Source organism: Heyndrickxia camelliae (genome assembly GCF_002844575.1).
Lineage (GTDB): Bacteria > Bacillota > Bacilli > Bacillales > Bacillaceae_C > Margalitia > Margalitia camelliae.
This window is the reverse complement of the sequence record NZ_PIQO01000001.1, coordinates 420613-445601: the sequence shown is the minus strand read 5'-3', so window position 1 is coordinate 445601 and position 24989 is coordinate 420613. Positions and strand designations below refer to the sequence as shown.

The 24989-nt window shown below is 35.3% G+C and carries 28 protein-coding genes; 4 read left to right on the top strand and 24 right to left on the bottom strand.

The features are described 5' to 3' along the window. Positions 1 to 53: 53 nt before the first annotated feature. The 4 genes from def to CWO92_RS02210 form a co-directional block, all read right to left on the bottom strand. The gene (def, locus tag CWO92_RS02225) at positions 54 to 635 is read right to left on the bottom strand and encodes a peptide deformylase (protein WP_101352537.1); all 582 of its coding nucleotides are present in this window, start codon (positions 633 to 635) and stop codon (positions 54 to 56) included. Next, positions 628 to 819 carry a helix-turn-helix transcriptional regulator gene (locus CWO92_RS02220; RefSeq protein ID WP_101352536.1) on the bottom strand — a complete coding sequence of 64 codons (192 nt, stop codon included), beginning with the start codon at positions 817 to 819 and terminating at the stop codon, positions 628 to 630. The genes def and CWO92_RS02220 overlap by 8 nt, the downstream gene beginning before the upstream one ends. Positions 820 to 958: 139 nt before the next feature. Beyond that, positions 959 to 1744 carry a GNAT family N-acetyltransferase gene (locus CWO92_RS02215; RefSeq protein WP_101352535.1) on the bottom strand — a complete coding sequence of 262 codons (786 nt, stop codon included), beginning with the start codon at positions 1742 to 1744 and terminating at the stop codon, positions 959 to 961. A gap of 88 nt (positions 1745 to 1832) precedes the next feature. Next, on the bottom strand, positions 1833 to 2453 hold the full coding sequence (locus tag CWO92_RS02210; RefSeq protein WP_101352788.1) for a flavin reductase family protein: 621 nt from the start codon (positions 2451 to 2453) through the stop codon (positions 1833 to 1835). A 108-nt stretch (positions 2454 to 2561) separates the two neighbouring features. Here CWO92_RS02210 and CWO92_RS02205 point away from each other — a divergent pair, with 108 nt between their 5' ends. Then, on the top strand, positions 2562 to 3257 hold the full coding sequence (locus CWO92_RS02205) for an ArsR/SmtB family transcription factor (RefSeq protein ID WP_101352534.1): 696 nt from the start codon (positions 2562 to 2564) through the stop codon (positions 3255 to 3257). A gap of 746 nt (positions 3258 to 4003) precedes the next feature. Here the strand turns inward: CWO92_RS02205 and CWO92_RS02200 are convergent. From CWO92_RS02200 to CWO92_RS02160, 11 genes are all read right to left on the bottom strand, one after another. Next, positions 4004 to 5125 carry an N-acetyldiaminopimelate deacetylase gene (locus CWO92_RS02200; protein WP_101352533.1) on the bottom strand — a complete coding sequence of 374 codons (1122 nt, stop codon included), beginning with the start codon at positions 5123 to 5125 and terminating at the stop codon, positions 4004 to 4006. A gap of 56 nt (positions 5126 to 5181) precedes the next feature. Further along, complete coding sequence (gene dapD, locus CWO92_RS02195) at positions 5182 to 5892, bottom strand: 2,3,4,5-tetrahydropyridine-2,6-dicarboxylate N-acetyltransferase (RefSeq protein ID WP_101352532.1); 711 nt, start codon at positions 5890 to 5892, stop codon at positions 5182 to 5184. A 92-nt stretch (positions 5893 to 5984) separates the two neighbouring features. Next, positions 5985 to 6872, bottom strand: a complete 888-nt coding sequence (gene ccpC, locus CWO92_RS02190; RefSeq protein WP_101352531.1) for a transcriptional regulator CcpC — start codon at positions 6870 to 6872, stop codon at positions 5985 to 5987. A gap of 86 nt (positions 6873 to 6958) precedes the next feature. Further along, on the bottom strand, positions 6959 to 7405 hold the full coding sequence (gene cbpB, locus CWO92_RS02185; RefSeq protein WP_101352530.1) for a cyclic-di-AMP-binding protein CbpB: 447 nt from the start codon (positions 7403 to 7405) through the stop codon (positions 6959 to 6961). Positions 7406 to 7496: 91 nt separating this feature from the next. Further along, complete coding sequence (locus CWO92_RS26245; protein WP_268877574.1) at positions 7497 to 7625, bottom strand: hypothetical protein; 129 nt, start codon at positions 7623 to 7625, stop codon at positions 7497 to 7499. Positions 7626 to 7708: 83 nt separating this feature from the next. Next, a complete protein-coding gene (locus CWO92_RS02180; protein ID WP_101352529.1) occupies positions 7709 to 7963 on the bottom strand; it encodes a YkuJ family protein in 255 nt (84 codons plus the stop codon). A 269-nt stretch (positions 7964 to 8232) separates the two neighbouring features. Next, positions 8233 to 8457: a hypothetical protein gene (locus tag CWO92_RS02175; protein WP_101352528.1), complete on the bottom strand. Its 225-nt coding sequence runs from the start codon at positions 8455 to 8457 to the stop codon at positions 8233 to 8235. 15 nt (positions 8458 to 8472) lie between these two features. Then, positions 8473 to 8616 (bottom strand): DUF3993 domain-containing protein, encoded by a 144-nt coding sequence (locus CWO92_RS26735; RefSeq protein WP_496197107.1) that lies wholly within the window; start codon positions 8614 to 8616, stop codon positions 8473 to 8475. Between the two features lie 379 nt (positions 8617 to 8995). Beyond that, complete coding sequence (locus CWO92_RS02170; protein WP_101352527.1) at positions 8996 to 9877, bottom strand: acetamidase/formamidase family protein; 882 nt, start codon at positions 9875 to 9877, stop codon at positions 8996 to 8998. A gap of 19 nt (positions 9878 to 9896) precedes the next feature. Next, positions 9897 to 10661 (bottom strand): 2,4-dienoyl-CoA reductase, encoded by a 765-nt coding sequence (gene fadH, locus CWO92_RS02165; RefSeq protein ID WP_101352526.1) that lies wholly within the window; start codon positions 10659 to 10661, stop codon positions 9897 to 9899. 146 nt (positions 10662 to 10807) lie between these two features. Continuing rightward, complete coding sequence (locus CWO92_RS02160) at positions 10808 to 11029, bottom strand: hypothetical protein (protein WP_101352525.1); 222 nt, start codon at positions 11027 to 11029, stop codon at positions 10808 to 10810. Positions 11030 to 11260: 231 nt separating this feature from the next. Between CWO92_RS02160 and CWO92_RS02155 the strand changes: the two genes are divergently transcribed. Beyond that, entirely contained in the window at positions 11261 to 12112 is an 852-nt protein-coding gene (locus CWO92_RS02155; protein WP_321207750.1) for a metallophosphoesterase, read from the top strand. 52 nt (positions 12113 to 12164) lie between these two features. On the opposite strand, the gene CWO92_RS02150 is transcribed toward CWO92_RS02155, so the two are convergent. The 3 genes from CWO92_RS02150 to CWO92_RS02140 all read right to left on the bottom strand — a co-directional run bounded on the left by CWO92_RS02150 (position 12165) and on the right by CWO92_RS02140 (position 18060). After that, the gene (locus tag CWO92_RS02150; protein WP_233269753.1) at positions 12165 to 14243 is read right to left on the bottom strand and encodes a bifunctional diguanylate cyclase/phosphodiesterase; all 2079 of its coding nucleotides are present in this window, start codon (positions 14241 to 14243) and stop codon (positions 12165 to 12167) included. Between the two features lie 244 nt (positions 14244 to 14487). After that, the gene (locus CWO92_RS02145) at positions 14488 to 17604 is read right to left on the bottom strand and encodes an MMPL family transporter (protein WP_101352523.1); all 3117 of its coding nucleotides are present in this window, start codon (positions 17602 to 17604) and stop codon (positions 14488 to 14490) included. Between the two features lie 3 nt (positions 17605 to 17607). Next, positions 17608 to 18060, bottom strand: coding sequence for a MarR family winged helix-turn-helix transcriptional regulator (locus tag CWO92_RS02140; RefSeq protein WP_158175580.1), 453 nt, complete (start codon positions 18058 to 18060; stop codon positions 17608 to 17610). A gap of 190 nt (positions 18061 to 18250) precedes the next feature. On the opposite strand from CWO92_RS02140, the gene CWO92_RS02135 reads away from it, so the two are divergent. Further along, on the top strand, positions 18251 to 18715 hold the full coding sequence (locus CWO92_RS02135) for a YkyB family protein (protein ID WP_101352521.1): 465 nt from the start codon (positions 18251 to 18253) through the stop codon (positions 18713 to 18715). A 57-nt stretch (positions 18716 to 18772) separates the two neighbouring features. On the opposite strand, the gene CWO92_RS02130 is transcribed toward CWO92_RS02135, so the two are convergent. Further along, the gene (locus tag CWO92_RS02130; protein WP_101352520.1) at positions 18773 to 19249 is read right to left on the bottom strand and encodes a chemotaxis protein CheW; all 477 of its coding nucleotides are present in this window, start codon (positions 19247 to 19249) and stop codon (positions 18773 to 18775) included. Positions 19250 to 19424: 175 nt separating this feature from the next. Here CWO92_RS02130 and CWO92_RS02125 point away from each other — a divergent pair, with 175 nt between their 5' ends. Next, the gene (locus CWO92_RS02125; RefSeq protein WP_101352519.1) at positions 19425 to 20573 is read left to right on the top strand and encodes an aminotransferase A; all 1149 of its coding nucleotides are present in this window, start codon (positions 19425 to 19427) and stop codon (positions 20571 to 20573) included. A gap of 30 nt (positions 20574 to 20603) precedes the next feature. Here the strand turns inward: CWO92_RS02125 and CWO92_RS02120 are convergent, their stop codons facing one another. The 5 genes from CWO92_RS02120 to CWO92_RS02100 form a co-directional block, all read right to left on the bottom strand. After that, positions 20604 to 20783, bottom strand: a complete 180-nt coding sequence (locus CWO92_RS02120; RefSeq protein WP_101352518.1) for a hypothetical protein — start codon at positions 20781 to 20783, stop codon at positions 20604 to 20606. 55 nt (positions 20784 to 20838) lie between these two features. Next, a complete protein-coding gene (locus CWO92_RS02115) occupies positions 20839 to 21759 on the bottom strand; it encodes an NAD(P)-dependent oxidoreductase (protein ID WP_101352517.1) in 921 nt (306 codons plus the stop codon). Then, positions 21734 to 22519: an SDR family oxidoreductase gene (locus tag CWO92_RS02110; RefSeq protein ID WP_101352516.1), complete on the bottom strand. Its 786-nt coding sequence runs from the start codon at positions 22517 to 22519 to the stop codon at positions 21734 to 21736. The genes CWO92_RS02115 and CWO92_RS02110 overlap by 26 nt, the downstream gene beginning before the upstream one ends. A 257-nt stretch (positions 22520 to 22776) precedes the next feature. Next, positions 22777 to 24492, bottom strand: coding sequence for a phosphoenolpyruvate--protein phosphotransferase (ptsP, locus tag CWO92_RS02105; RefSeq protein WP_101352515.1), 1716 nt, complete (start codon positions 24490 to 24492; stop codon positions 22777 to 22779). Further along, positions 24492 to 24758: a phosphocarrier protein HPr gene (locus tag CWO92_RS02100; protein WP_101352514.1), complete on the bottom strand. Its 267-nt coding sequence runs from the start codon at positions 24756 to 24758 to the stop codon at positions 24492 to 24494. Before CWO92_RS02100 ends, ptsP begins: the two co-directional genes overlap by 1 nt. Positions 24759 to 24989 lie beyond the last annotated feature (231 nt).

Here is a 24989-nt window from a genome sequence, read left to right as displayed (position 1 = left end):
TAAAAAAGTTCATTACAATGAAAAAAACGAAGCAATTTCGCTTCGTTTTTTTCTTAAAATAAGCTATTAATTTCTACATTTTCGGGAAGTTTGAAAGGATTTTGCTTATTAATATGATCGTAAAACATGATACCATTCAAATGATCAATTTCATGTTGAGCAACAATAGCCGCAAAACCGCTTAATTTTAAGGAAACTTCCTTCCCTGTCATATCTATTGCCTTGACTTTTATTCGTTCATATCTCGGGACATATCCAGGGACATCTCTGTCTACGGAAAGACAACCTTCTCCATTAGTAATATAAATCATTGAAACAGAGTGGCTGATGATTTTGGGATTCATCAGCCCGTATTCATGAAGATTACCTTTTTCATCATGAAAATAAGCGGCAAACATCTTTTTATTAATACCAATCTGATTGGCGGATAAGCCAACCCCAGATCTTAATTTATATTTTGCTGCTATTTCTGGGTTCTGACTATTTTTCAAAAATTGCAGCATACATTTTAATGTATCCAAATCTTCACTTGTTGGCGGAACGGAAACATCTTCTGTCACCTGACGTAAAATCGGATCCCCTTCCCGCACAATATCCTTCATCGTTATGATATATTCCTCATTAAATTTACTCATAAATAAACAACTCATCTACCTTTACATGTAAGTTCTGGGCTATTTTGAAAGCTAGATCCAAAGTCGGATCATATTTATCATTTTCCACACAATTAATTGTTTGCCTAACGACTCCACAATTATATGCTAAAGTTTCTTGTGTTAAACCAAGCTTTCGTCTTAATTCTTTAATCTTATTTTTCATAGCCGTCACCATTAAAAAGATTTATATAAATTAAAGTACCATGTATTTTTTAAAATGTCCAATCTATTTGACATAAATTTAGAAACGCAATGTTTCCATAATAAAAGAGACTTCCAATAAATCGGAAGTCTGATTTTTGTTAGCGATACATTGTCCATTTCCCAATATCTTCAAATCCCAATCGTTTATAAATTCTTCCTGCTTCAGGATTATCGTAAAATAAACACAATGTTTTTCCTTCTTCCAAAATATCTGCCATTAATTTTTCCATTACGAGGCTTGCATACCCTTGTTTCCGATGTTCTGGAGCTGTACACACTCCAACTATCATGGCTGATATAGAATTTTCAGCAGTTGTAGAGGCCGAAGCAACCATCTCTCCTTCTGCATCTATGTAGTATGTTCTGGCCTTTCCTATTTCCATTCCTTTTATCATCATTTCTTTTGCATGTGGATTTGGAACAAATTCCTGTATCTTCGTCCGTAACTCTAGGATTCTATCAATATCCTCTAAATTAGCTTTCTTTACACTGGAAAGGTTCGCACTTTCACCTTTGAATTGTGCTTTCCTACACTCACAAAAATAGGTTACTTGCTTTCTGCCAAGGTCCCCTTCAATTGCTTCTTCAAATCTGTCTATAATCCTTTCTATACCTGAAAGTTTGAATTCTGGGTCTCTTGTCAAAATATCTACAAATCCATTTAGATCAAAATTGTCTTTTCCATACGGAATATAAGAGTGGTAATAGCGCAGCAACACTCCTCTAAGTTCCCCAGTTTCCGCAAAGTCCCCCCATATATCTTGGAAATCACAATCATATCCGAATGCTTCAATATCTCCGATAATAAATAAATTCAAAGATGGTTCATCCATTAAAAATTTCATTACTTGCTCGTGGTCTAATGTTGTCAATTTTTTAATCATTTAAACTCCTCCAAGTGAATTTATAGACTATCATAAACAATCGCTATTAAAATATCAATCTAAATATTTTGAAAGTAATTTCGTTAGATTAAACCTCTGCTCTATATGTTTTTCCTAACGGTTTCCCTAATCCAAAGTAGTGCCGGAAATTATAGATTAACGGATTCCATTTTTCTGGATCAATATGATGATCTCCTGCCACTAACTCTTTTTGCACATGGACTTTTAATACTTTCGTTTCAATTATGCCAAAAAATGGAGTATGATCTGGTATTCTTATATCTTTAACCTCTACTTCTATTTGAATCGGGCATTCATTAATTCTGGAAGGTTTAACAATATAAGATGCTTGCTCCGTAAAATGCCCTGCACTATATTTATTCTTTTTATAGGAAAATCCAAGTTGTTGTTTTTCCTCCGGAACAGGATTCTTACCTGTAAATGGAGCCAGTGCCTCAACTTGTCTCCAAAGTGAGAAATCCGGGATGTTTAACACACATTCCTTATGTTTTTGAAGATTTTCCATTGCTTTTCCTCCTAAACCAATACCTAAAATAATACAGTCCCCCAATGCCCACGAAGACGAGATCGGCGTTATATTTGTCGTACCGTCCTCATTAAGTGTATTTAACAAGATTACTGGTGTCCCATAGTATAAAATTTTTGGTGTAATAGACATATGATTTACTCGTCTTTTTATTTGATTCATTTCAGTCATCTCAGTCATCTCCTCTTCCTTTATCGTTTTTATTGTAAAGCAGGAATATTTCCATTAACATCGAAATATGAAATACATTAAAAGGAGTTGAAAGAAAATATGAGTATAAGTCCTAATATTGCAAAGGTTGCTTCCCTTGTTAGTGAAACTTCAAGAGCTGCAATTTTAACAACATTACTGGATAACCGCTTCCATACTGCTAGCGAACTCGCTTATCAAGCTGGAATTAAGCAGCAAACAGCAAGCTTTCATTTAGCAAAATTAGCGGAATTAAATATGGTTACTATAGAAAGCCAAGGACGACATCGTTATTATCGGCTTGCAAATTCGGAGATTGCTCAGATTCTAGAGTCATTGCTGGCACTTTCACCCCCCGTAGAAATTAAATCCTTGAGACAATCTACCGAAATGAAAGCCTTAAAAAGTGCTAGAACTTGTTATGATCATCTTGCGGGAAAATTAGGAGTTAACCTTACTAAAAGTTTGCTGAATATGGGATATATCAAAGAAGATTACAAAGAGTTTATAGTTACCGAAAATGGCAAGCAATTTTTTTCTGAATTTCAAATTGATATCGAACAATTAAAACGAAAAAAGCGAAAGTTTTCTTTGAAATGCATTGATTGGAGTGAGCGTCACTATCACTTAGGCGGAGCACTTGGAAATGCAATCTTGGAAAGGATGCTTGAATTAAATTGGATCAAGCGACATCCAACATCACGGGCAATCATTATAACTGAAATTGGCAGTAGGGAATTAGAAGTTGTTTTTCCTTCTATTAATTTTGAAAAGTAACACATAATGAATTAGTCGACTCCAAGGGTCATAAATTCTAGGAAATGACCTTGACCTTGTATTACGACTTTTGCGGAAATAGGTCAAAGTTATTGTTATAAAATCACAGAGAAATGAAATTGCTGCTTTAATGCTATATATAGGAAAAGAAATCCACGAATTTAATAAATTGTCCCCGTTTTGTCACAAATAAGGAACTGAAGTCCACCATCCAACCTCTAAAACTTGGGAAAACCGAGGGAAGTGTGGGAACTGATGAAATCCTGAGTGCGTGTGGAAAAATGGGGGATATCTGAAGAAATATCCGAGGAAAGTGTGGAATTATGTGAGGAAACCGCGGTAAAAATAGCGGGTACTTATGAAATCCTGAGTGTGTGTGAAATAATAGGGGATATCTGAGGAAATACCCGAGGAAAGTGTGGAATTATGTGAGGAAACGTGGAAAAAATAGCGGGAACTGATGAAATCCTGAGTGTGTGTCAAATAGTAGGGGAAATCTAAGGAAATACCCGAGGAAAGTACGGAAAAAGGTTAGGGATCCGCGGTAAAAATAGCGGGAACTGATGAAAACCTGGGTATGTGTGAAATAATAGGGGAAATCTGAGGAAATACCAGAGAAAAGTGTGGAAAAAAGTGAGGAAACCGCAGAAAAAATAGTGGCAATTGATGAAAACCTGAGTGAGAGTAGAAAATGGAGCAAACATGAAAAAGGCACATCCTCCAAAAAGGTTGTGCCTCTTCCCTTTTTATATTTGTGAAATGTATTCCGATACTACATTGATGGCAAATTCAATTGCTTTTTCATCAGGATTTAACATGGAGTGATGCAATCCGTAAGGGGAAGCAACCCCTAGCCAGAACATAAATCCCGGAATTTCTTTAAGCATATAACCAAAATCTTCGCCAGTCATTGCTTCCTTGCAAATAAATACATTTACGCCTTCTTTTTTCTCTAGATATTGTATAAAATCCCTTGTTGGCTCTGCATGATTATATACTTGATGATACATCGCCCCATAGTCAATCACTGCTTCACACTCAAAGCTTGTACTGATTCCTTTTATAATAGCCTCAATTCGCTGCTTGACCTTCTGCATTGCTTCCGGTGACAATGTTCTGATTGTTCCTTCGAGCCTTGCTGTTTCTGCGATAATATTTTGTACGGTGCCACCAGTTATTTTTCCGACTGTAATAACCGCACTATCTAATGGATCGATGTTCCTCGATATAATGGATTGCAGTTGGGTAACCAAGTAAGAAGCTGCTACAACCATATCTCGTGTTTGGTGAGGATATGCTGCATGTCCACCTTTTCCTTTTAAATCGATAAATAATTCAGAGGTATTGGCAAATAACAATCCTTCTCTGATAGCAATTGTTCCGACCGGATATTCAGGAGCAATATGTAGGGCGAAAATTAGCTCAGGTTTCCATTCTTTCATAATGTCGCTTTTTAGCATCGGTTCAGCCCCACCTGGTCCCTCTTCAGCCGGCTGAAATATGAATAATATATCCTCTTGTACAGGATGATGGACAATATGTGTTAACACACCTAATGCTATACTCATATGAAAATCATGACCGCAAGCATGCATTCGACCTTCATGCTGGGATTTAAATGGCAGGCCTGTTTGTTCCTCAATTGGCAGGCCATCAATATCAGTACGATAACCAATCATTCTTTTCGGTGATGTACCATGAACTTTTACAAATAATCCTGTCTTCCATTTTTTTATTTCGAAGCGTTCTTGTGGCAGTGTTTCTAAGTAGCGTAATAAATATGCTTGTGTTTTAAATTCCTGATAACCCAATTCAGGTATTTGATGTAACTCGCGCCGAATTTGTACAAATGGATGTATGTTCTCCATTTTCATTAACTCCTTTTTGAAAAAGCCTGGCTGCAATGTGCCAGGCTTGGAAAAATTTACAGCTTTCTTAACTCTTGTTTAATTTCAATTTTGGACTTTGTTTTCTCATCAATTTCTTTAATTATTTTAGCAGGAACACCAGCAACCACTGTATTTGGCGGAACATCATTAACTACAATAGCACCCGCTGCAACAACAGAACCTTTCCCTACCGTTACACCTTCTAAGATTACAGCATTTGCGCCAACTAGTACATCATCTTCTATGATAACCGGTTTAGCAGAAGGTGGCTCAATCACACCTGCTAAGACAGCACCTGCACCAATATGACAGTTTTTCCCTACAGTAGCTCGTCCACCTAGTACTGCATTTAAATCAATCATCGTTCCTTCACCAATCACGGCACCAATATTGATGACTGCCCCCATCATGATAACTGCATTATTGCCGATTTCTACTTGATCGCGAATAACTGCGCCTGGTTCAATGCGAGCGTTAATTCCTTTAAGATCTAATAATGGTATCGCAGAATTACGGCGATCATTTTCAATCACATAATCTTCAATTTGTTCTTTATATGTATTAAGTACCTCAGATATCTCAGACCATTCTCCAAAAACGACACCTGTATTCCCATTGATGAAAGTTTGAACACTGTCACCAAAAGCTATTCCTTCTAAATTTCCTTTTACATATACCTTAACAGGCGTTGATTTTTTACTGTTTGAAATAAAAGATATAATTTCGTTCGCATCCATCATTTTCATTGTTGTATTCCCCTTTCAAAATTTCCATTTGTATAAATTCTATTTCTCACATTACTTTAACAGACTAAATCATACTGTACAAGTATATTCCACTAGATTGTGTGTGGTTGGGTTTTTAAAAAATCATTCACCACACCGATAAATGCCTGTACTTGTTTTAACTCAAATGCTGACTCGTATCCAAGCAGCCATGTATCACGTTTTAATCTCTGATCACGTCCGCCAATTAAAGGTATTTTCTTCATATTTTTTGCGGATTCATTTAACGTAATAGAAGGTAAAATGGCATAACCAATTCCATTAAAAGTCATCTGTTTGCATGTTTCAATTTGATCAACCACAATGGTATTCTTTGGAGTAGTCTGGAATTCACGGTGCCACCAATCTTGAATTTCTTGATAGTAATTGGAATCACTTTTAAATTGAATAAATGGACGATCCGTTTTTAACACGTCTTCAATTTTATCAATTTCCTTATCAACTAGGTATAATGTGTCCTCAAACAAATGAATTTTTGGTCCTTTCCAATCTGTTGAACCACGCAAAATTCCTATATGTACTTCATCTTCATATAATGATTTTAGGATTTCACTGCTCCAACCCGTTATTAAAGAAATCTTGGCCAACGGATACTGATCAACAAAGCTCTTTAATACCTGGGGAAGCCAATTTTGACCAACAATAGATGCACAGGCAATTTTCAATGTTCCATGAATCTTTGAATCCAAGGACTGCAATTCCTCTCGAACCTTTTCTTCCTTTTCCAATACTTCATTAGCAAAACGAATGACTAATTCACCAGATGGAGTTAAGGTCAGTCCCTTTTGTGTACGAATAAAGAGCTTTGTCCCCCATTGCTTCTCAATATTTTGTAATCGCTGGGAAAGAGCCGGCTGGGAAACAAATAATCGTTCAGCTGCCTTTCTCATATTCATCTCTTGTGCCAGTACTGTTAATAATTGAAATTCAGTCGTTGACATTTTTCAACCTCTATAAGTTTTTCTTATATTATATCTTATTAGTACTAAAATTACATTATAAAGCAAAAAAGCCCCTAAATGGAGCTTTAAAAATGATTCAGTTTGTGTATATGGTGATTCAGTTCTTTCAACAAAGCTCTTCTAGTAAAAATACCTGCAAAATAACCTTCATCATCCTCGACACATAGAAATGGATGGTCAATTAGTAATCCAAGTGCTTTTTCAAATTGATCGTCTAATTTTACGCGAGGAATTCTTTTCGTCATTACATTTTCAACTTTATAATCACTTAATTTTTCAAATTCGATTCTTTCCAATCCAAGAATAGATTCTGTAATCAGAGACGAGCTGATTAAGCCGTGCAATTTAAATTTCGCATCTAAAACTGGAATAGCAGAATAGCCACTCTTTGTTAATACTAATAATGCATGCTCCAGACTATTGCCGACTTGCACATGCGCAACCTTCTCCGATGGGATCATAAAATCACTAATCTTTGGTTCTAAAAATTCATGGCTTTGCAAGGAAATCATTATAAAACTCCCTCATTTATATTTATATTCCCCTACATATTCTATCATATATCATGGAAATAAGAACTAGATTTTCGGCTATAGATCATGTTTATTTCGTCTGTATTTTCTTTTTAACTAAGTCTTTTACATCCGCTATTTCTTTTCTAATGTTCATTAATTCTGCAACCATTAGCAGCATAATAAGTGTTTGAATTCCCAGGATGATGTATAATATCATTTACTTTCTCCTCCACCCTTTGTTATATTGTCCCATCACTCATTATAACCTTTTTGAAACAAAAAAAAGAGCCATATTAGGCTCTAGGATGGATTTCTTTCTTCTTGTACTAAATCAAAGATTTCAATGGATGTGATATCAATATCATCAAATTGGTACTTATTCGTTTTTTTATCATCACCATATACTTCCAATTCAAATGTTTCCGTTGCTGGAAAGTATTTTACTTGGCAAAGTGTTTTTCCATTTACTTCAAAACGACGTTGCTGAATATCACCTGCTTCATTACCTTCCTGCATTGCTTTTAATCTTTGTATAATACCTAACAACTGAGACATATATAAACTCCTTTCAACAATCAAGCATAATCTGCTCGCTCTTGCAATTTACCTATTTAGAGGTACTCACATTTACTTTTCTAATTTTATCATTCCCGAATGTTCATTTCTAACCATCAAAAATCGATATTTATTTACGATTAGCCTAAGCAATTTTTGCAAGCAATAAAAACATTATAAGAGAATATAGATAAGGATTGCAATGAAAAAACTCAAAATAAAAACCTCACAGGTAGATGAGGTTACACTCCAAGCTTCATAATAAACATCTAAAATGGTTGAATATTGGTTGGTAAAATGAAGGACTCATAGGGGTTAGAGATAGTATCTATATTATCCTTTACACTTTTTTCTTTATAAAATAAATTTTGATGTCTCTCTGTTTCATTAGATGGATGTATGATATTTTCCGGAACAGAGTAAAGAATCTCATAAATTCTCCAACAGCCGCCAGCTTTTTTTAAACGTACACCCTGAAAATCACTTTTAAACACAACTGGGCCTTCATCTTATTTGCTCATATTTTCATAAATGTATAATCTATTACCTAATTTCTTCACTTTGGCAGTCTCATTATAAGAAAAGAAAAGAATGTAATATAACGGAAAATCCTTTGATTTCGTATAAAGGTCGTGCTTTTTCGCTAAGTGCAACTTGTGTAACAAAAACCTTCCTTTACAAATGGCTTGTAATCTACATGTTTTCCTTTCGCCATAGCATTGCAATTAAAACTAAATAAAATACACTCATAACAGAGATAATGATTGATTTTTGCAACATTCCTTTCTCCTTTCCGATGCTTGACTCTCTTTTCTCATTGTAACAATAGAAACATGTTGATATGCATAAAATGATTCGCAAAATTTCTTTAGAAACAGACATGCCGTCGGAATTATTGATAATTCTTTCTCCTGCCATTTATATAGGATATTATCAAGATCACTACAAATTGTAGGTTTCTATCTTGCAGCTATTTTTGTTCGACAAACACATGAAAAAATCCTCGCCAATAAATTAGCAAGGATTTTTCATTTAATTATGAAGCAAGTACTTCGGCACATTAATTCTTATTGTTACTAACGGGTTGACCAGTTGGCTAATTTGAATATCACACAATGCACTAAGTAAGCGGTATGCATCATTAAATGTCAAGGATTGCTTTTTTTGAATGGCTTCTACAGCAGCAACCATACCTTTTTCTGAAGCCTTCTCTACGGTTTTTTCTGATGCAATAAACATAAAAGATTCCTTTGTTTCAACAATCGGTAAAGATAGCGGCTGTTTTTCTTTTCTTGTTACTTTTAGGGTAACTTTGCCGCCAATTTCGATACCAGAACCATCTAACTCGCCATCCCCCATTGCTGCATGTAAATCACCTAATGCTAAATAAGCACCATCATGATAAACAGGTAGGTACAACTTATTTCCGGAAGTGATATATTTTGTATCCATGTTCCCTCCATGGTCCCCAGGTGATTCACATAATACCTCCCCATTTAACGGAGCAACCCCAATAACTCCAATCATTGGCTGAACTTGGAATTGAAGATGTTGCGAGAAGTAAGCGGTATTTTCTACAATTGGAATAATCTTTGTATCTTCTACCTTTACTTTATCACCTAAAGTACCCATTCCTGGGTAAAGAACCATTACACCTTGGGAATCTAATTCTATATTTTTCACTTCAATACAAAGGATATCCCCTTTTTTTACATCATTGATATATATGGGACCAGTTGCTGGATTAATATAATCAATGCTCACACTTGTTCTCAATTGGCTTTCATTGGTGAAAGCTCCTCCATAACAATCATGCGTTTCGACCTGAAATGTTTCCCCTAAATCAACAAAGAATTTTGGTTTATTCTTTGCGGAAAAACTTGTAATATAATGCTCTTTTCCAAAAAGCTTCAATATGTACGGCCCCCAATCATTAAAAAGGATACTGATTCAACCATTGACCTCCATCCATTGTTATGCATTCTCCATTTATATAAGAGGATTTTTCTGAAAATAAAAATGCTGCTAAGTTTGCAATTTCCTCCGGGTTCCCTAATCTGCCCAATGGAATGCTATTTATGGTCCTCTTTGCCGCTTCCTCCGATTCCCATAACTTTTCTGCTCCACCTGTTTTATCGATTGGGCCAGGCGCAATCGCATTTACACGAATTCCATATTTTCTTCCCCATTCCACCGCTAAGGTTCTTGTTAAAGCAAGTACACCAGCTTTAGCAGATGCGGAGTGAATGACTCCCGGTCCTGCATTCCATGCATATGTTGCAACCATATTAATGATACTTCCCTTGATGCCTTTATCAATCCAATAGTTACCGACTGCATGGGAACAATAAAATGTTCCATTTAACACAATGTCTATCACGGAATTCCAGCCGTTAATGGACAGTTTTTCTGCAGGACAAATAAAATTCCCGGCAGCATTGTTGACAAGGAAATGAATATTTCCAAAACGGTTATGCGTATCCTCAACCATACGTTGTACATCATCTGGTTTTCTTACATCCATTTGAACAGTAAGAATATTTGAATGTATTTTCTCTAACTCTTCTTTCACCGTTTGCAGTCTTCCAGCATCTCTGCCAGTAATTACAACCTTTGCACCATCCTCTGCAAACCTCTTAGCCATATATTTCCCCATTCCACTTGAACCACCTGTGATAATCACTACTTGATCCTTCATTCATTTCCTCCCCCTTCACTAATGAATGATTAGTCATTCATTTTTTTGATTGTTTATCTCCCTTCATTTTAACATGAAACCGGAAGTTTAAAAATATTCAAATTCTTTAGATGCAAAAAAAGGGCTTCATAACCCTTTTTTGATCTCTACTTATCTCTATTTTTATTAAGCAATGAATCATTTAATCTAGAAATCGATTTAATAATTGCCTTCTTTTGATTATATCCTTTAACAGATACCGTAATATCATTGTATTCAGTAAAAACCTGACCCCATGATTCGCCAGATGAAAAACCGTATGAATAGATTTTTATCATTCCGGACCTTGTCGGTAAAAAGAAAACGTCCATATGCTCATGTTTCTGCATGAAAATAACCCCTTTCCTATCTATTCACGATATTTCTAAAACTTTTCTATCTTATAAATTATTATTCATTTAACATCGCAATATAAATAGAATATACATTTAAATATTTAAGATTTCAATAGATAAGGCGTGAAGGAGAGAAGCATATCGCGATTCAAATGGAAAACTTATCAAATATTTTATGTGGCTTCATGAAAAAAAATGAGTAATCCCATATCCCGAAGACGGTTCTTGTTAAATACAATTAGGTATTTCTTGGCATTAATTGGCTTTAGTTATGGCGGATATTTTTACAGCCGTTATCTCGAACCCCATCGTCTAGAAATAAATCAAGTTACAATACAGCATAAGAACATTCCGAAAAGCTTTCATGGCTGTAAAATCGTTCAATTTAGTGATACACATCTTGGTTTTCAGTATAATTTGGAACAATTAAAAAAACATATAGCAACTATAAATAATTTGCAACCGGATATTATTTTTTTCACAGGCGATTTAATGGACAAACCAAATCAGTATCCCTTCAAAAAAGAACTTTGCAATACATTACAACAATTAAAAGCACCCTATGGAAAGTTTGCGGTTTATGGAAATCACGACCATGGTGGTTATGGTACAGAAATATATTTGCAAATGATGAAAGATGCAAACTTTTACGTCTTAAGAAATCAAACAGCTTCGGTTGAATTAGAGGACGGCAATAAAATTTATATTGCAGGAATTGATGATGCTATGTTAGGAAAACCTGATATTCCAAGAACACTCAAGGGGATACCCACAAATGCTTTTTCTATTCTCCTATCCCATGCACCGGATATGGCAGATGCAGCATCTGCTATTGGTGCAGACATTCAATTAAGCGGACATAGCCATGGCGGACAAGTAAAATTACCGTTTTATGGGCCATTGGTTACTCCTCCATATGGAAGAAGATATATTGAAGGACAATATCTTATAAATAAAAATGCACCCCTTTTTTTATATGTTAATCGTGGTCTAGGAACAACTCGATTACCTTTTCGTTTTTTATCCGTACCCGAAATAACAGTCTTCTTTTTGCAATCAGAACAGAGACAAAAATAACCGCTTCCATTTTTTAGAAGCGGTTATACTATGATTAGGAATGAAATCTATATTATACACATAGTACATTTTTTTCTATTTCATCCGCACTTACCGGACGGCTGAAATAAAAGCCTTGCGCTTTAAGACATTGGGCAGAGATGAGGAATTGTACCTGATCGCTTTCCTCTACACCCTCTGCAATTACCTCCATTCCTAGATTATGGGCAAGATTGATAATTGTTTTGGTAATGGCAGCATCTTTCTCATTTACTTGTATTTCTTTTACAAATGACTGATCTATCTTAATAATATCTATCGGAAATTTTTTCAAATAATTTAATGAAGAATAACCAGTACCAAAATCATCAACAGAAATTACTAGTCCAATATCTTTCAAACGTTTCAACATAGTTAGAGCATTCTTCGTATCTTCCATTGCCCCTTCGGTGACTTCTATTTCAATGGAGGATGGCGGTAAATTATAAAATAACAATGCCTTCTTAATAGCAGATGGCAAGTTTGGATCCAGCAATTGTTTTGGTGAGATATTAATGGCAACACGAATATCTTCAAAACCCTTCTTTCTCCAAATCGACAGTTGTTCGCAAACTGTGTTAATAACCCATTCACCAATCGAGATTATTAAACCTGTTTCCTCTGCTAATGGTATAAATTGCGCAGGAGAGACGAAACCAAATATACGGTTATTCCAACGAATCAAAGCTTCAAAACTCTTAATATTGCCGTCAAGTAAATTGACTTGCGGCTGATAGTGCATAATAAATTCGTTTTTCTCAATTGCTTTTCGTAAATGTGATTCCATTAATATGTAGTTTGGAAATGCTTCACTCATTTCGGTGCGATAAAAACGATAATGTCCCTTCCCTTTTTCTTTCACCTGTATGAGTGCACTGTCAGCATTTTTAATCAAACTTTCAGCGTCGATCCCGTCTTCGGGAAAAAGACTAATTCCAATGGATGGTGTCAAGTAGTAGTCTTGATCATAGATATTAAATGGTTCATGAAACAATGCAAGGATATTCCCTGCAACACGATCCGCTTCCTTCTTCTTTGTTCGCGGCATAATAATGACAAATTCGTCTCCACCTAAACGATATACACGATAATACGGAACATTTAAGGTTAATAATCGGTCGGAAGTTTGCTTTAACAATTCATCCCCTGCTTGGTGTCCTAAAGTATCATTAAAATATTTGAAGCGATCTAAGTCGATATAAAAAATAGCAAATTCCTGTTCTTTAATCATTGATTTCGTAATTTCCGCTTGTAGATGCTCCAATAAAGCAGGACGGTTCCACAATCCAGTTAAATGATCGTGCATCGCCATATAATTCATCTTTTCGTTTGTTCGCCATTGCTCTGTAGTATCACGAATGATGACATATATTCCTTGAATTTCACCATTTATTTCAATAGGAACCGTTTTTAGCTGCGCATATAACTTAACCCCATATTTATTAATAAATGTGCAGTCATTCGTTTCCTGGGGCTCTCCAGATAGCGTGTTAGACATTACTCTGAATATTTCCCGAACACCGCTCTTATCTATTAATTCGTAAATAGATCGATTAATAAGTTCTTCTTCTGTATAACCGATCATCTTCATACTTGCAGGATTTGCACTTACTATTCTACCGTTTTTATTAACAGAAAAAATGGTGTCCATATTATGATCCACTAAGGATTGATATTTTTGTCTTGTTTCAATTAAATCTGTAACATCACGCGTAATGCCAACAATATAGGAAATAGCATTTTGATCATTTATTCCAGTAAGACGGGATTCAAACATTCTGTTTTCATTTTCATTAACTTGAATATAATCGGTAAAAATGACCGTTTCATTTGTTTCTAAAACTTGTTGATAATATATATTTAAATGAGCGGCAGTTTCTTCCGGCAATACTTCTTCCATAAGACAGCCAATATGCTCTTCCTTAAGATTTGCATGATCCAGTCCTTTTTGATTTACAAATACATATCGAAACTTTGGACCAGGTTCTACTTTCATGATAAAAACCATATCTGAAATTTGATGCAAGAAAATATCACGAAGCATTTTTTCTTCATGTGTACTTTCAGGATGTACCAATTCTTTCTTTGTATGTATCCTATTTGTCTGCTTCATATAACCATCCCTTTTTATCCCCAGGTCCTCTTCTATTCAAAAAAATTGTCACTATTTATCTATTTATGTCTATTTTACTAATTATCAGTATAAACGAATAGAACGAAAGATAAAATAATTAATTTTAACTAATTACATCTTGATATCAATGCCTTTTGTTTAAAAAATATAATACCCACAAAAAATGTCAGACTCATCCATTTTATAAGAGTCTGACACTAAAATAAAGGATATATATTATTTTCTATTTATTCGATATAAATGGCCACCAATTTACTTTTCCTATTGCTTTTACCATTACGGGAACAAATAGAGGAAGCACTATGAAGGCATAAAATAATAGCCCAGTTAAAACTAGAGTAGCAATTTGCAATAATGACATTACACCTGATGGAAGCATTGCTGCAAATGTTCCTGCAAGTATAATCGCAGCCGAGATAATAACAGTCCCCATATTTTTCATCGCTATTAAAATACCTTCTCTTACTTGTAAATTTCGATATTCTGTGAACCGATCCATTAAAAAGATAGAGTAATCAATTCCCAATGCCATTAATATAACAAATCCGAAAAATGGAACCGCCCAGCTAATTCCGGAGTATCCAAGAATATGAACAAATACCAACTCTGTCATTGCAATAGAAGAATAATAGGTTAGTAATAAAGATAATATTAAGTAAATCGGCATGATAAGAGACCTCAAAAGAATGATTAGGATAATCCCTATTCCTGCAAGCATGAACATAACTGTTCTACTGTAATCTGCATTAGACATATTATTCAAATCGCGATTCATACTTGTAACACCTGATATCCCTATATGGACATTTTCTAGTTTCGTTCCTTTTAATGAAGTTTTTAACGCTTGATTTATATGCTTAATCGTCCGCATTGCTTCATTTGAATAAGGATTTTGATTCAAGATTAAATCAAAACTTGTCATTTTCCCATCTTTCGAAATATAAGTATTTAATGCCGTTTGATAATCAGTATTGGTTAATAATTCATCTGGAATATATACACCTGATTGATTAGTATCAACTGCCATCTTACTTAAATAGTTACTAGCATCATTTAATCCTGACTCAATTTTCCCTAATCCGTCTGTACTTTGTTGAAGTCCATTTGTCAGCTCTGACAGTTGCCCGTCAATAGACCCAAACCCTTTTTGCAGCTGTGATTGGCCATCTGCAATTTTTTCTAATCCATTTGAAACATCTGGAAGCTTTTGAATAACCTGGGCTTGAGCATCAGCTGCCTTAGTTATACCTGATTCCAATTGGTCTAATCCAGCTATTATTGGATCAAATCCCTTTGCAAATTTGGATATTCCGGATAAAACATCACTTAAGCCTTTATTAGCTTGCTGAAAACCATCATTAATGGTTGACAGATTTTTATTTAATTGAATCATTGCTCCACTGCTTCCCTCAAGGCTCTGAATAGCTCCTTGTACCGTATGCTTAATGGTTTGATAGTCCAGATCCTCTTTCAGTTCACTATATTTGGATTCTAGCTGGACAAAATGGTTGTTTAAATTAACTAGACTATTTTGGATGGAGGTTATTCCATTAGATAATTGGTTATAATTAGTCTGCAATTGCTGAATTCCTCGATGCATCTTTTGATAGTTTATCAGCAGCTGATTTACTCCAGCTTTTAATGTGTAGGTTTGTTGGCGGGCCTTGATAATTCCATTCTTTAAATTATAAGCTCCATTTGATCCACTACGAATCCCATTTTCTATTTGCTCAAGCGCCGTTTGTAAATCTGTGATACCTGACTGTAATGATTTTGTTCCCGACTGAAGATTACCAATACCAGCTGTTACGCTTTTGAGTTTTGGTTCATTTTTGCTTAAAGACTTAGCAGCGGTATCCAAGCCGGATTTTATATCTCCGATGCCCTTCGTTCCTTTCCCAATTCCTTCACTGATAGTACCAGCTTGATTTCTTACATATAATTCTTTCATCACATCTCCAACAGGACGTGTAGCACTGCGCACCTTTTCGATATGATCTACCTTGGATAAATCACGGCTGATATTTTCTATTAATCCCAAATATTCCTTAGATTTCATCGATTCATCATTTTCCAGGAACACGGTAACCGGCATTATTTCCCCAGATCCAAAACTGTCCGAAACAATATTGAATGCCTGAACTGATTCATAGTCATTCCCAAGTTCATCCAAGGAATTAAAAGAAAGTTTTCCATTATAGCTTATTAATAATGGAATTGTAATAATAGCAACAATCCCAAGTGCGATGAAAGGACGTGTAATGGCCAAGTTCCCTGCCCATCCCCACAGCCTACTTTCAGAATGAGAAATATTTCCTTTAAGTGGCCAAAAAATGACCTTTCGAAGCGTTGCCATAAAAAAAGGAACAATGGATAGCAGAGCCAAAAGAAGAAATATTACTCCTACAGCAACTGCAGATGCAGATTGATATAGCTTAAAGCTCGCAAAACCTATAGATGCAAAGCCAATCATAACTGCAATTCCACTAAACAAAACTGTTTTCCCTGCAGTTCTGTAAGTGGTTATAATCGCTGGAACCACTTCGTTTCCCTTTGATAATTCTTCCTTAAAACGACTTAGTAATAAGATGCAGTAATCTGTTCCTATTCCAAATAAAACGGCGACTAAAAAAATCTGTGTGAAATTCGATAATGGAAAATTTACTTTTTCTACCAAAAACGCAACAACCGATTGACTTACTAAATAAGTTAATCCAACCGTTATTAGAGGAATGATTGGAGCTACTATGGATCTAAACACAAGAATAAGAACAATTAGGATAAAGGCTACAGTAATTAATTCCGTCTTCTTAAGTCCTTTTTGCGAACTAATCACAACATCTTCATTAATTAGCCCATTTCCTGTCATCAACGTCTCAACATTAGGAGTAGAGATAGCCTTCTCCAGTTTATCTCTGATGCTGCTAATATCCCTATTTCCTAAATTCACATCGAGTATGGCTAGTATGGTTTTACCATCTTTTGATACTAATTGATTCTTTAACTCTTGTTGGTCAAAATGAGTTGTAACTCCATTTACATTAAATTCTTGTTTTTTATCTTGTATTTTCTGAATGGTTGTATGAATACTTCGGATTTGACTAGAGTTCAATTTTACATTATCGTGAAATACAATAATAAAGGATTCTGATCCACCTTTTTCACTTGTGTGTTGTTTTTTTATTTCAGAAGCTAATTCAGATGGATAACCATCTGGTACAGTAATCTGGCCTTTTTCTCTAACAAGTTTCTCCATATTTGGAGATTGCCAGACGAGAACAGCTGCCATCACCACCCAAAAAACTAACAATAGCCATCTAAACCGAACAACATACTTCATTCATTACTCTACCTCCTTTGATTTCTGAATGATATTGGTTATCTTTTCATAAAGATTGATAAATAGTTCCAAGTCTTCAGTATCAAGCTCTTCTAAGTATTGCTCGACAAACTTTTCTATTTTTAATTCTACTTTTTCACAAATCTTTTTACCTTCTTCTGTAACGGTTATGTATACATTTCTGCGATCGGATTGATCTCTTTCTCTTGAAATAAAGCCCTTACTTTCTAATTTATCTACCTTAGCAGTAATAGCGCTTTTATGAACACATAATTGTTCTGTTAATTCTGCCGCTCGAAGCGGCCCTTGATGATAAATAATTCTAAGCATGGAATACTGTTCAATAGAAAGATCCTCCAACACCATATCAGATATTAGAGAAGATATTCTTTTTGTAGCAAATAAATATACATCTTCATATCTTTTTATTAAAGTTTTTATTTTATCCCTTTCCAAATATAGTTCACCCCCTAAACTGTTAACACCCATAACTATAAATTGGTCATAATTGTCCTGTCAATAAATTGATGATATTTTCACAAAACATTTATTACTTTGGAGAGAGCCTTTCCAATCCCTCGAAATAGTAGTATAATAAAATTAATCAATTTCAAAATTATTTCACAATGGAAAGGAGTTCGTTTTTTTGAATTCACACTCTTCCGCTCCATTACCACCTTCTATATTAAACCTCTCACATGCTATTTTCACTGTAAATCGGCATGCAAAGACAGCCATAAATCCAAAGTTTTTATATAAATTAAAAAGAGAAGCAATTGAGAAAATGGTTCAAGAAGGAAAAGCAAAAAAAGTAGGTCTTCATTTTTCTGATAATCCAAAATATAGTCAGCAGCAATCAGATGTTCTTGTACAATGCGGTGATTATTCGTTTCATATTCCCCCGACAAAAGAAGACTTTAAAACACTTCCTCATCTCGGAAAGTTAGATCGCTATACACGGAATCCAAAATGCCAAATGCCTTTAAATCAGGCTAAGCAATTATTACAGACATATACCGGCTTAAGGGAGATGAATAGTTCCCGTACCCTTAGACGAAAACCGCGTACAGAAAGACCGATTTTTAAAAGGCTTGGAGATAGTTACCATTAATACTTTCAGGATAAAAAAAAGAAGAGCATTTCGATGCTCTTCTTTTTTTGAGCGAACTCAGTTGGTTGCAGCTGGATTCATTTCTGAAATAATACTTTCGTAATCAAGCATTAATATCATATTGTCTGCGTTTTTTATTATACCTATTACTTGCTTTCCACTACTTGCGACCATTTCATCAGGCAATTCTATCTGATCCCTCAAAATTCGATGAATTTTACTAACCTCATGTACATGAAAAATCACTTTTCCTTGCTTAAACTCGGAAACAATATATTTCTCATTTAGCTCATCTTCACTCTGATCTATATTCAGTACCTTTGCTAAGTCAATTACTGGCAAAACCTCTCCCCTCAGTTGAACAATCCCTTCCATGTATGGATGCGCATGAGGTACATACGTAACAGGCAAAGGCTGAATAATTTCCTTTACTTTAATAACGTCAATTCCGAATTTATTGTTTCTTAATTGAAATTCTATTATCTCCATTTCGTCTGTATAACTTTCCAATAAAACATCATTTTCCAATGTCATTATGCTACTTCCCTTCGTAACTATCAATACTGTAAATATAACACGAAAATGAAGAGACGTGTTCTTCTGTTATTAAATTTTTTTAATGCAAAACAGCTTTATAGCAAAAATATAAAAACAAACTTTCAATACGTGGTAATATAGAAGAAAGATTAATTGGAAGGATGGAAAATAAGTGGAACACTTACTTAATAAAAGAGTTTTAAATATAGAGATATCCGGCATTCGGAAATTTTCCAATATGGTCAGTGGTGTGGAAGATATGATTTCTCTTACTATAGGACAACCTGATTTTCAGACACCTCCTCATGTGAAGCAAGCAGGAATAGCAGCCATCGAACAGGATTTTACTACATATACACATAATGCCGGCTATTTAGAATTACGAAATGCGGCAAATAATTTTGTTAAACATAAATATAACTTGGAGTATGATCCCGAAAAAGAAGTCATTGTCACAGTTGGTGCAAGTGAAGCGATAGATGTCTCTTTAAGAACTATACTAGCAGAAGGTAGTGAAGTAATTTTACCAGGCCCCATATATCCTGGATATGAACCCATTATAAGAATGACAGGGGGAGTACCAGTTCATGTAGATACAAGGGACTCCCAATTCAAACTGACTGCAGAAAAAATAGAACCCTATCTAACCGATAAAACTAGATGCATTATTTTACCTTATCCATCCAATCCAACAGGTGTAAGCCTAACAGAACACGATTTAAAGGATATAGCTAAGCTTCTTAAAGGAAAAGATATCTTTGTTATTGCGGATGAAATATATAGTGAATTAGTATATGAAAATAAGCATTATTCTATCGCAACTGATTTAAGGGATCAAACCATTATCATTAACGGATTATCGAAATCACATTCGATGACAGGCTGGAGAATAGGCTTCTTATTTGCTCCTGAAAATATCTCCAAACATATTTTAAAGGTCCATCAATACAATGTTTCATGCGTTTCCTCCATTTCGCAGATGGCAGCACTTGAAGCACTTACAAATGGCTATAATGATGCTGAACCTATGCGCATCGAATATGTAAAAAGACGCGATTTTGTTTGTGAAAGACTAACAAAAATGGGGTTGGAATATGTAAAACCGGATGGAGCTTTTTACTTTTTCGTCAAAATTCCTGAAAAATATCAAATGCCATCATTTGATTTCGCTGTCGATTTGGCGCATACAAACAAAGTCGCCGTGGTGCCAGGAAGTGCTTTCTCCAAGTTTGGGGAAGGATATTTCAGACTTTCCTATGCCTGCTCGATGGAAAAACTTTCGGAAGGATTAAATCGGTTAGAAAACTATTTAAAAAACTAAATAAAAAGTGTCCAATTGGACACTTTTTATTTATTGACCCTTGTACTTGCCATTATTCTTAGCAGCCTTTTCTTTTTTCGCTTTATCCTTATGGATTTTATTGGTTGCAGCACTTCCCATTTCATGAGCAAATTCCTCATTCAGTACTGCAGAATCAAAGCCCTTTTTATTCTTTTGGTCAGCATCGTTTTTCTTCGTACGTTTTGCCATCTATATCTCCTCCTATTCCAGCCATTCATTTCTATTGTTAGGAGGAAAGGAGATTTTATTCAAACTGATCCCAATATTTTATTAAGGCCTGTGTTCCGTTGTTCTCTTCACCTTGCTCTGCTAATTCTTCATACATTTGTTTCGCTAACGCCAGACCTGGCAGTGGCAAGTTCATTTTTTCCGCTTCCTCAAGCGCTATTTTCATATCCTTTATAAAATGCTTAATAAAAAATCCAGGTGAATAGTCGCCCGAAAGAATTCTTGGCACATAATTACTTAAAGACCAGCTCCCTGCAGCACCAGCACTAATAGATTTTAATACGGTTTCCGGATCTAGTCCTGCTTTTTTAGCATAAACCAACGCTTCACAGACACCGATCATATTGGTAGCAATGGCGATTTGGTTACACATTTTTGTGTGTTGACCGCTGCCAGCTGTTCCCTGATATACGATGTTTTGCCCAAAGCAAGATATGATTGGAAGAATATCGGTGAAAGTTTGCTCGTCTCCACCGACCATTATTGTCAAAGTGCCGTTCTTAGCTCCTATATCTCCTCCAGAAACCGGTGCATCCAATGCTTGTATTCCTTTCTTTTTACCTTCTTCGTAAATCTTTTTCGCAAGTGTTGGAGTAGATGTTGTCATATCAATAAAAACACTATTGAATTTCCCATGTGGCAGCAAGCCATCGCTTCCGAAATAGACCTCTTCTACATCATAAGGATAACCGACAATCGTGAAAATAATGTCTGCCTGTTGTGCAACATCCTTGGGGCTTTCACACCAAACAGCTCCATTTTCTATTAAGTCTAGTGCTTTGTCTTTTGATCGATTATATATGTAAACTGAGTGGCTATTGTTGAGCAGGTGCTGAACCATACTTTTTCCCATTACACCGGTTCCGATAAATCCAATTGTTTTTTCCAAAGGAATCCCTCCGCATTTATTATTAAATGGCCTTAATCTTACCTCCATCTACAAGAAAACTACTCCCTGTCATATAGGAATTTGCATCAGAAACTAAAAAGGTAACAACGTTAGCAAATTCTTCCGGTTGCCCATATCTTTGCAATGGAATCAACTGCTTTTCAAATCTTTCCACTTCATCTCGAGATATACCGTTCTTTGATGCATTTATCTCATCTAGATGCTTCACTCGATCCGTGGCAATTCTTCCCGGTCCTACTGTGTTTATCAAAATATTAAAAGGCGCTAATTCAGATGCGAGTGTTTTCGATAATCCAACTATTCCCGTTCTAAAAGTATTAGAAAGAATTAAACCTGGAATCGGTTCCTTTATAGAGGAAGATGCAATATTAATAATTTTTCCACCGTTCACTTTTAATAATGGCAATGCCTCACGAATAATTCTTATGTAAGATAAAAGATTTAATTCAAATGCGTTTTGCCAATGCTCATCTGTCATTTCCTCAAAATTCCCTGCAGGAGGTCCTCCGGCATTATTGATCAAGATATCTAAACGGCCAAATTCATTTTTTGTATACTCCACCATATTGCGAATTTCCACAGGCTTTGTTATATCACAACGAATATGTCTAACTTTACCCTTTCGGAGAGCAGAAAGTTCATGTTCAACACTTTGCAGCTGTTCTTCATTACGACTTGCAAGCATAACATTTACCCCTTCATTCACTAATGAAGCAGCAATTGCTTTCCCCAAGCCTTGACTCGAAGCAACCACGAGAGCCGTCTTCCCTTTTAAACCCAATTCCATGATTAAAACCTCCTTTAAAAATAGTTTGTCTCGATTTCATTATAAATGAACTATCAGATAAGTTTCATTATAAAAGCTCTAAAATAAAAAAATCCGGATGATATCATCCGGAAAAATAAAGGGGGAAAAATAGGAAAGAAATGGTTAACCCAAGCTTGTAACAGTCATACCACTCAACTATGCACAATTACTTGAGATACTTATCTATTCCACCAATTTTCCCTATTCAAACCTAAACTTATATTACAATTTTATGACTAAAGAGTTGCTTTTTTTACAACCTCTAAAACCTCTTCAGTTGTTTGCAGTTGAAGAACTTGCTCAGCAAGCTTTTCCATTTCTGCCTTGGAAAGATTTTTAATTTGTGCTCTTGCTTTAAGAATAGATGAAGCGCTCATGGAGAATTCATCCAATCCAAGACCAAGTAAAATTGGAATAGCAAGTTCATCCCCAGCCATTTCTCCACACATGCCTGTCCATTTTCCTTCTTTATGAGACGCGTCTATTACCATTTTTACCAATCTTAATATTGCAGGGTTATATGGTTGGTATAAATAAGAAACACGCTCATTCATACGGTCAGCTGCCATTGTATACTGAATCAAATCATTTGTACCAATACTGAAGAAATCAACTTCTTTAGCAAATTGATCAGCCATAACCGCAGTAGAAGGAATTTCCACCATGATTCCAAGCTCAATATTATCGGAAACGCTGGTACCACTGTTCACTAACTTCTCCTTCTCGTCCAATAATATTTGTTTTGCTTGACGGAACTCATTAATTGTGGAAATCATCGGGAACATAATTTTCAAATTCCCATAAACACTTGCACGAAGTAAGGCACGGAGCTGTGTACGGAACATATCTTGCTCTTCAAGGCATAATCTTATTGCACGGAAACCTAGGAATGGATTCATTTCTTCTGGAAGATTTAAATACGGTAGTTTTTTGTCCCCACCAATATCAAGGGTACGAACCACTACTGGTTTTCCATTCATTCCTTCTAGTACTGCCTTATATGACTCAAATTGTTCATCTTCGGTAGGAAGCTGATCCCTTCCCATATATAAAAATTCTGTACGGTAAAGACCGATTGCCTCTCCGCCATTAGCAAGAACGCCTTTTAAATCATTTGGAGTACCAATATTTCCACCAAGCTCAACATGTTGACCATCTTTTGACACAGTCTTTTCATTCACAAGTTTAGCCCATTCTGCCTTTTGAGTTTCGTAACGTTCATGTTCTTTTTTATATTGGTCCACAATTTCAGGAGTTGGATTAATATGTACTTCCCCGTTTAGTCCATCAACAATAATTAAATCTCCATTTTGAATATCCTCTGTAGCTGTCTTCGTTCCAACTACCGCTGGAATTTCAAGGGATCTTGCCATTATAGCGGAATGGGAAGTTCGTCCACCAATATTAGTTGTAAAGCCTTTTACAAAGTCACGATTTAATTGGGCAGTATCAGATGGCGTTAAATCCTCTGCTACAATTATTACTTCTTCTGAAATCATACTTGGATTAGGAATTTTCACTCCTAATAAATGAGAAAGCACACGCTTAGTTACATCGCGAATATCTGCAGCGCGTTCTCTCATGTATTCATTATCCATTTGTTCAAACATGGTAATGAACATATCAGTTGTCTCTTTTAATGCACTCTCAGCGTTTAGTTTGTTGTTCTTAACATTATCTTCGATGGGTGCTATAAGTTCTGGATCGTTTAAAACTAATAGATGAGCATCAAATATGGCAGCTTTATCTGCACCTAGTTCAGATCCTGCACGCTCACGAATAACTTCTAATTCTGATTTTGCAGCATCCATAGCTGCTCTAAAGCGGGCAATCTCTCCGTCTGTATCTTCAATTGTTTTCTTAGAAAATGACAGATCGGGCTCAACCAAACGGTATGCCTTTGCAATCGCTATACCGTTTGATGCTGCAATCCCTTTTAAAATGGTTGACATTATTCTGCTAAACCTTCTTTTTTCAATAAATCTTCAAGAGCATTTAATGCATCTTGTTCATCGCTGCCAGTTGCGCTGATTGTAATTTGTGCATCTTTCCCGATACCTAAAGACATTACACCCATAATTGATTTTAGATTTACTTGTTTACCGTTATATCCAAGTTGAATTTCAGAATCAAATTTGCTAGCTGTTTGTACTAATAGTGTTGCTGGACGAGCATGAATTCCTGTTGCATCTACTACTTTAAATTGTTTTTCTACCATTTTAATTTCTCCTTTACATTAATAAATTAAAGTTCTACTTCATAAAAAATAATCTACCTTGCTTCATTCGTCAATCATTTAGCTATAGAAAGACATAAAAAACAAGATTCTGCATTCATAAAATATTCTCTCAGTTTCTTCATAAACTAATCAAATCATTTTTTGAGCACTCATAAAAAGAATATCACCCTAAAAGTTAGAATACAATCCAATTGCTCAAGGTTAATATTT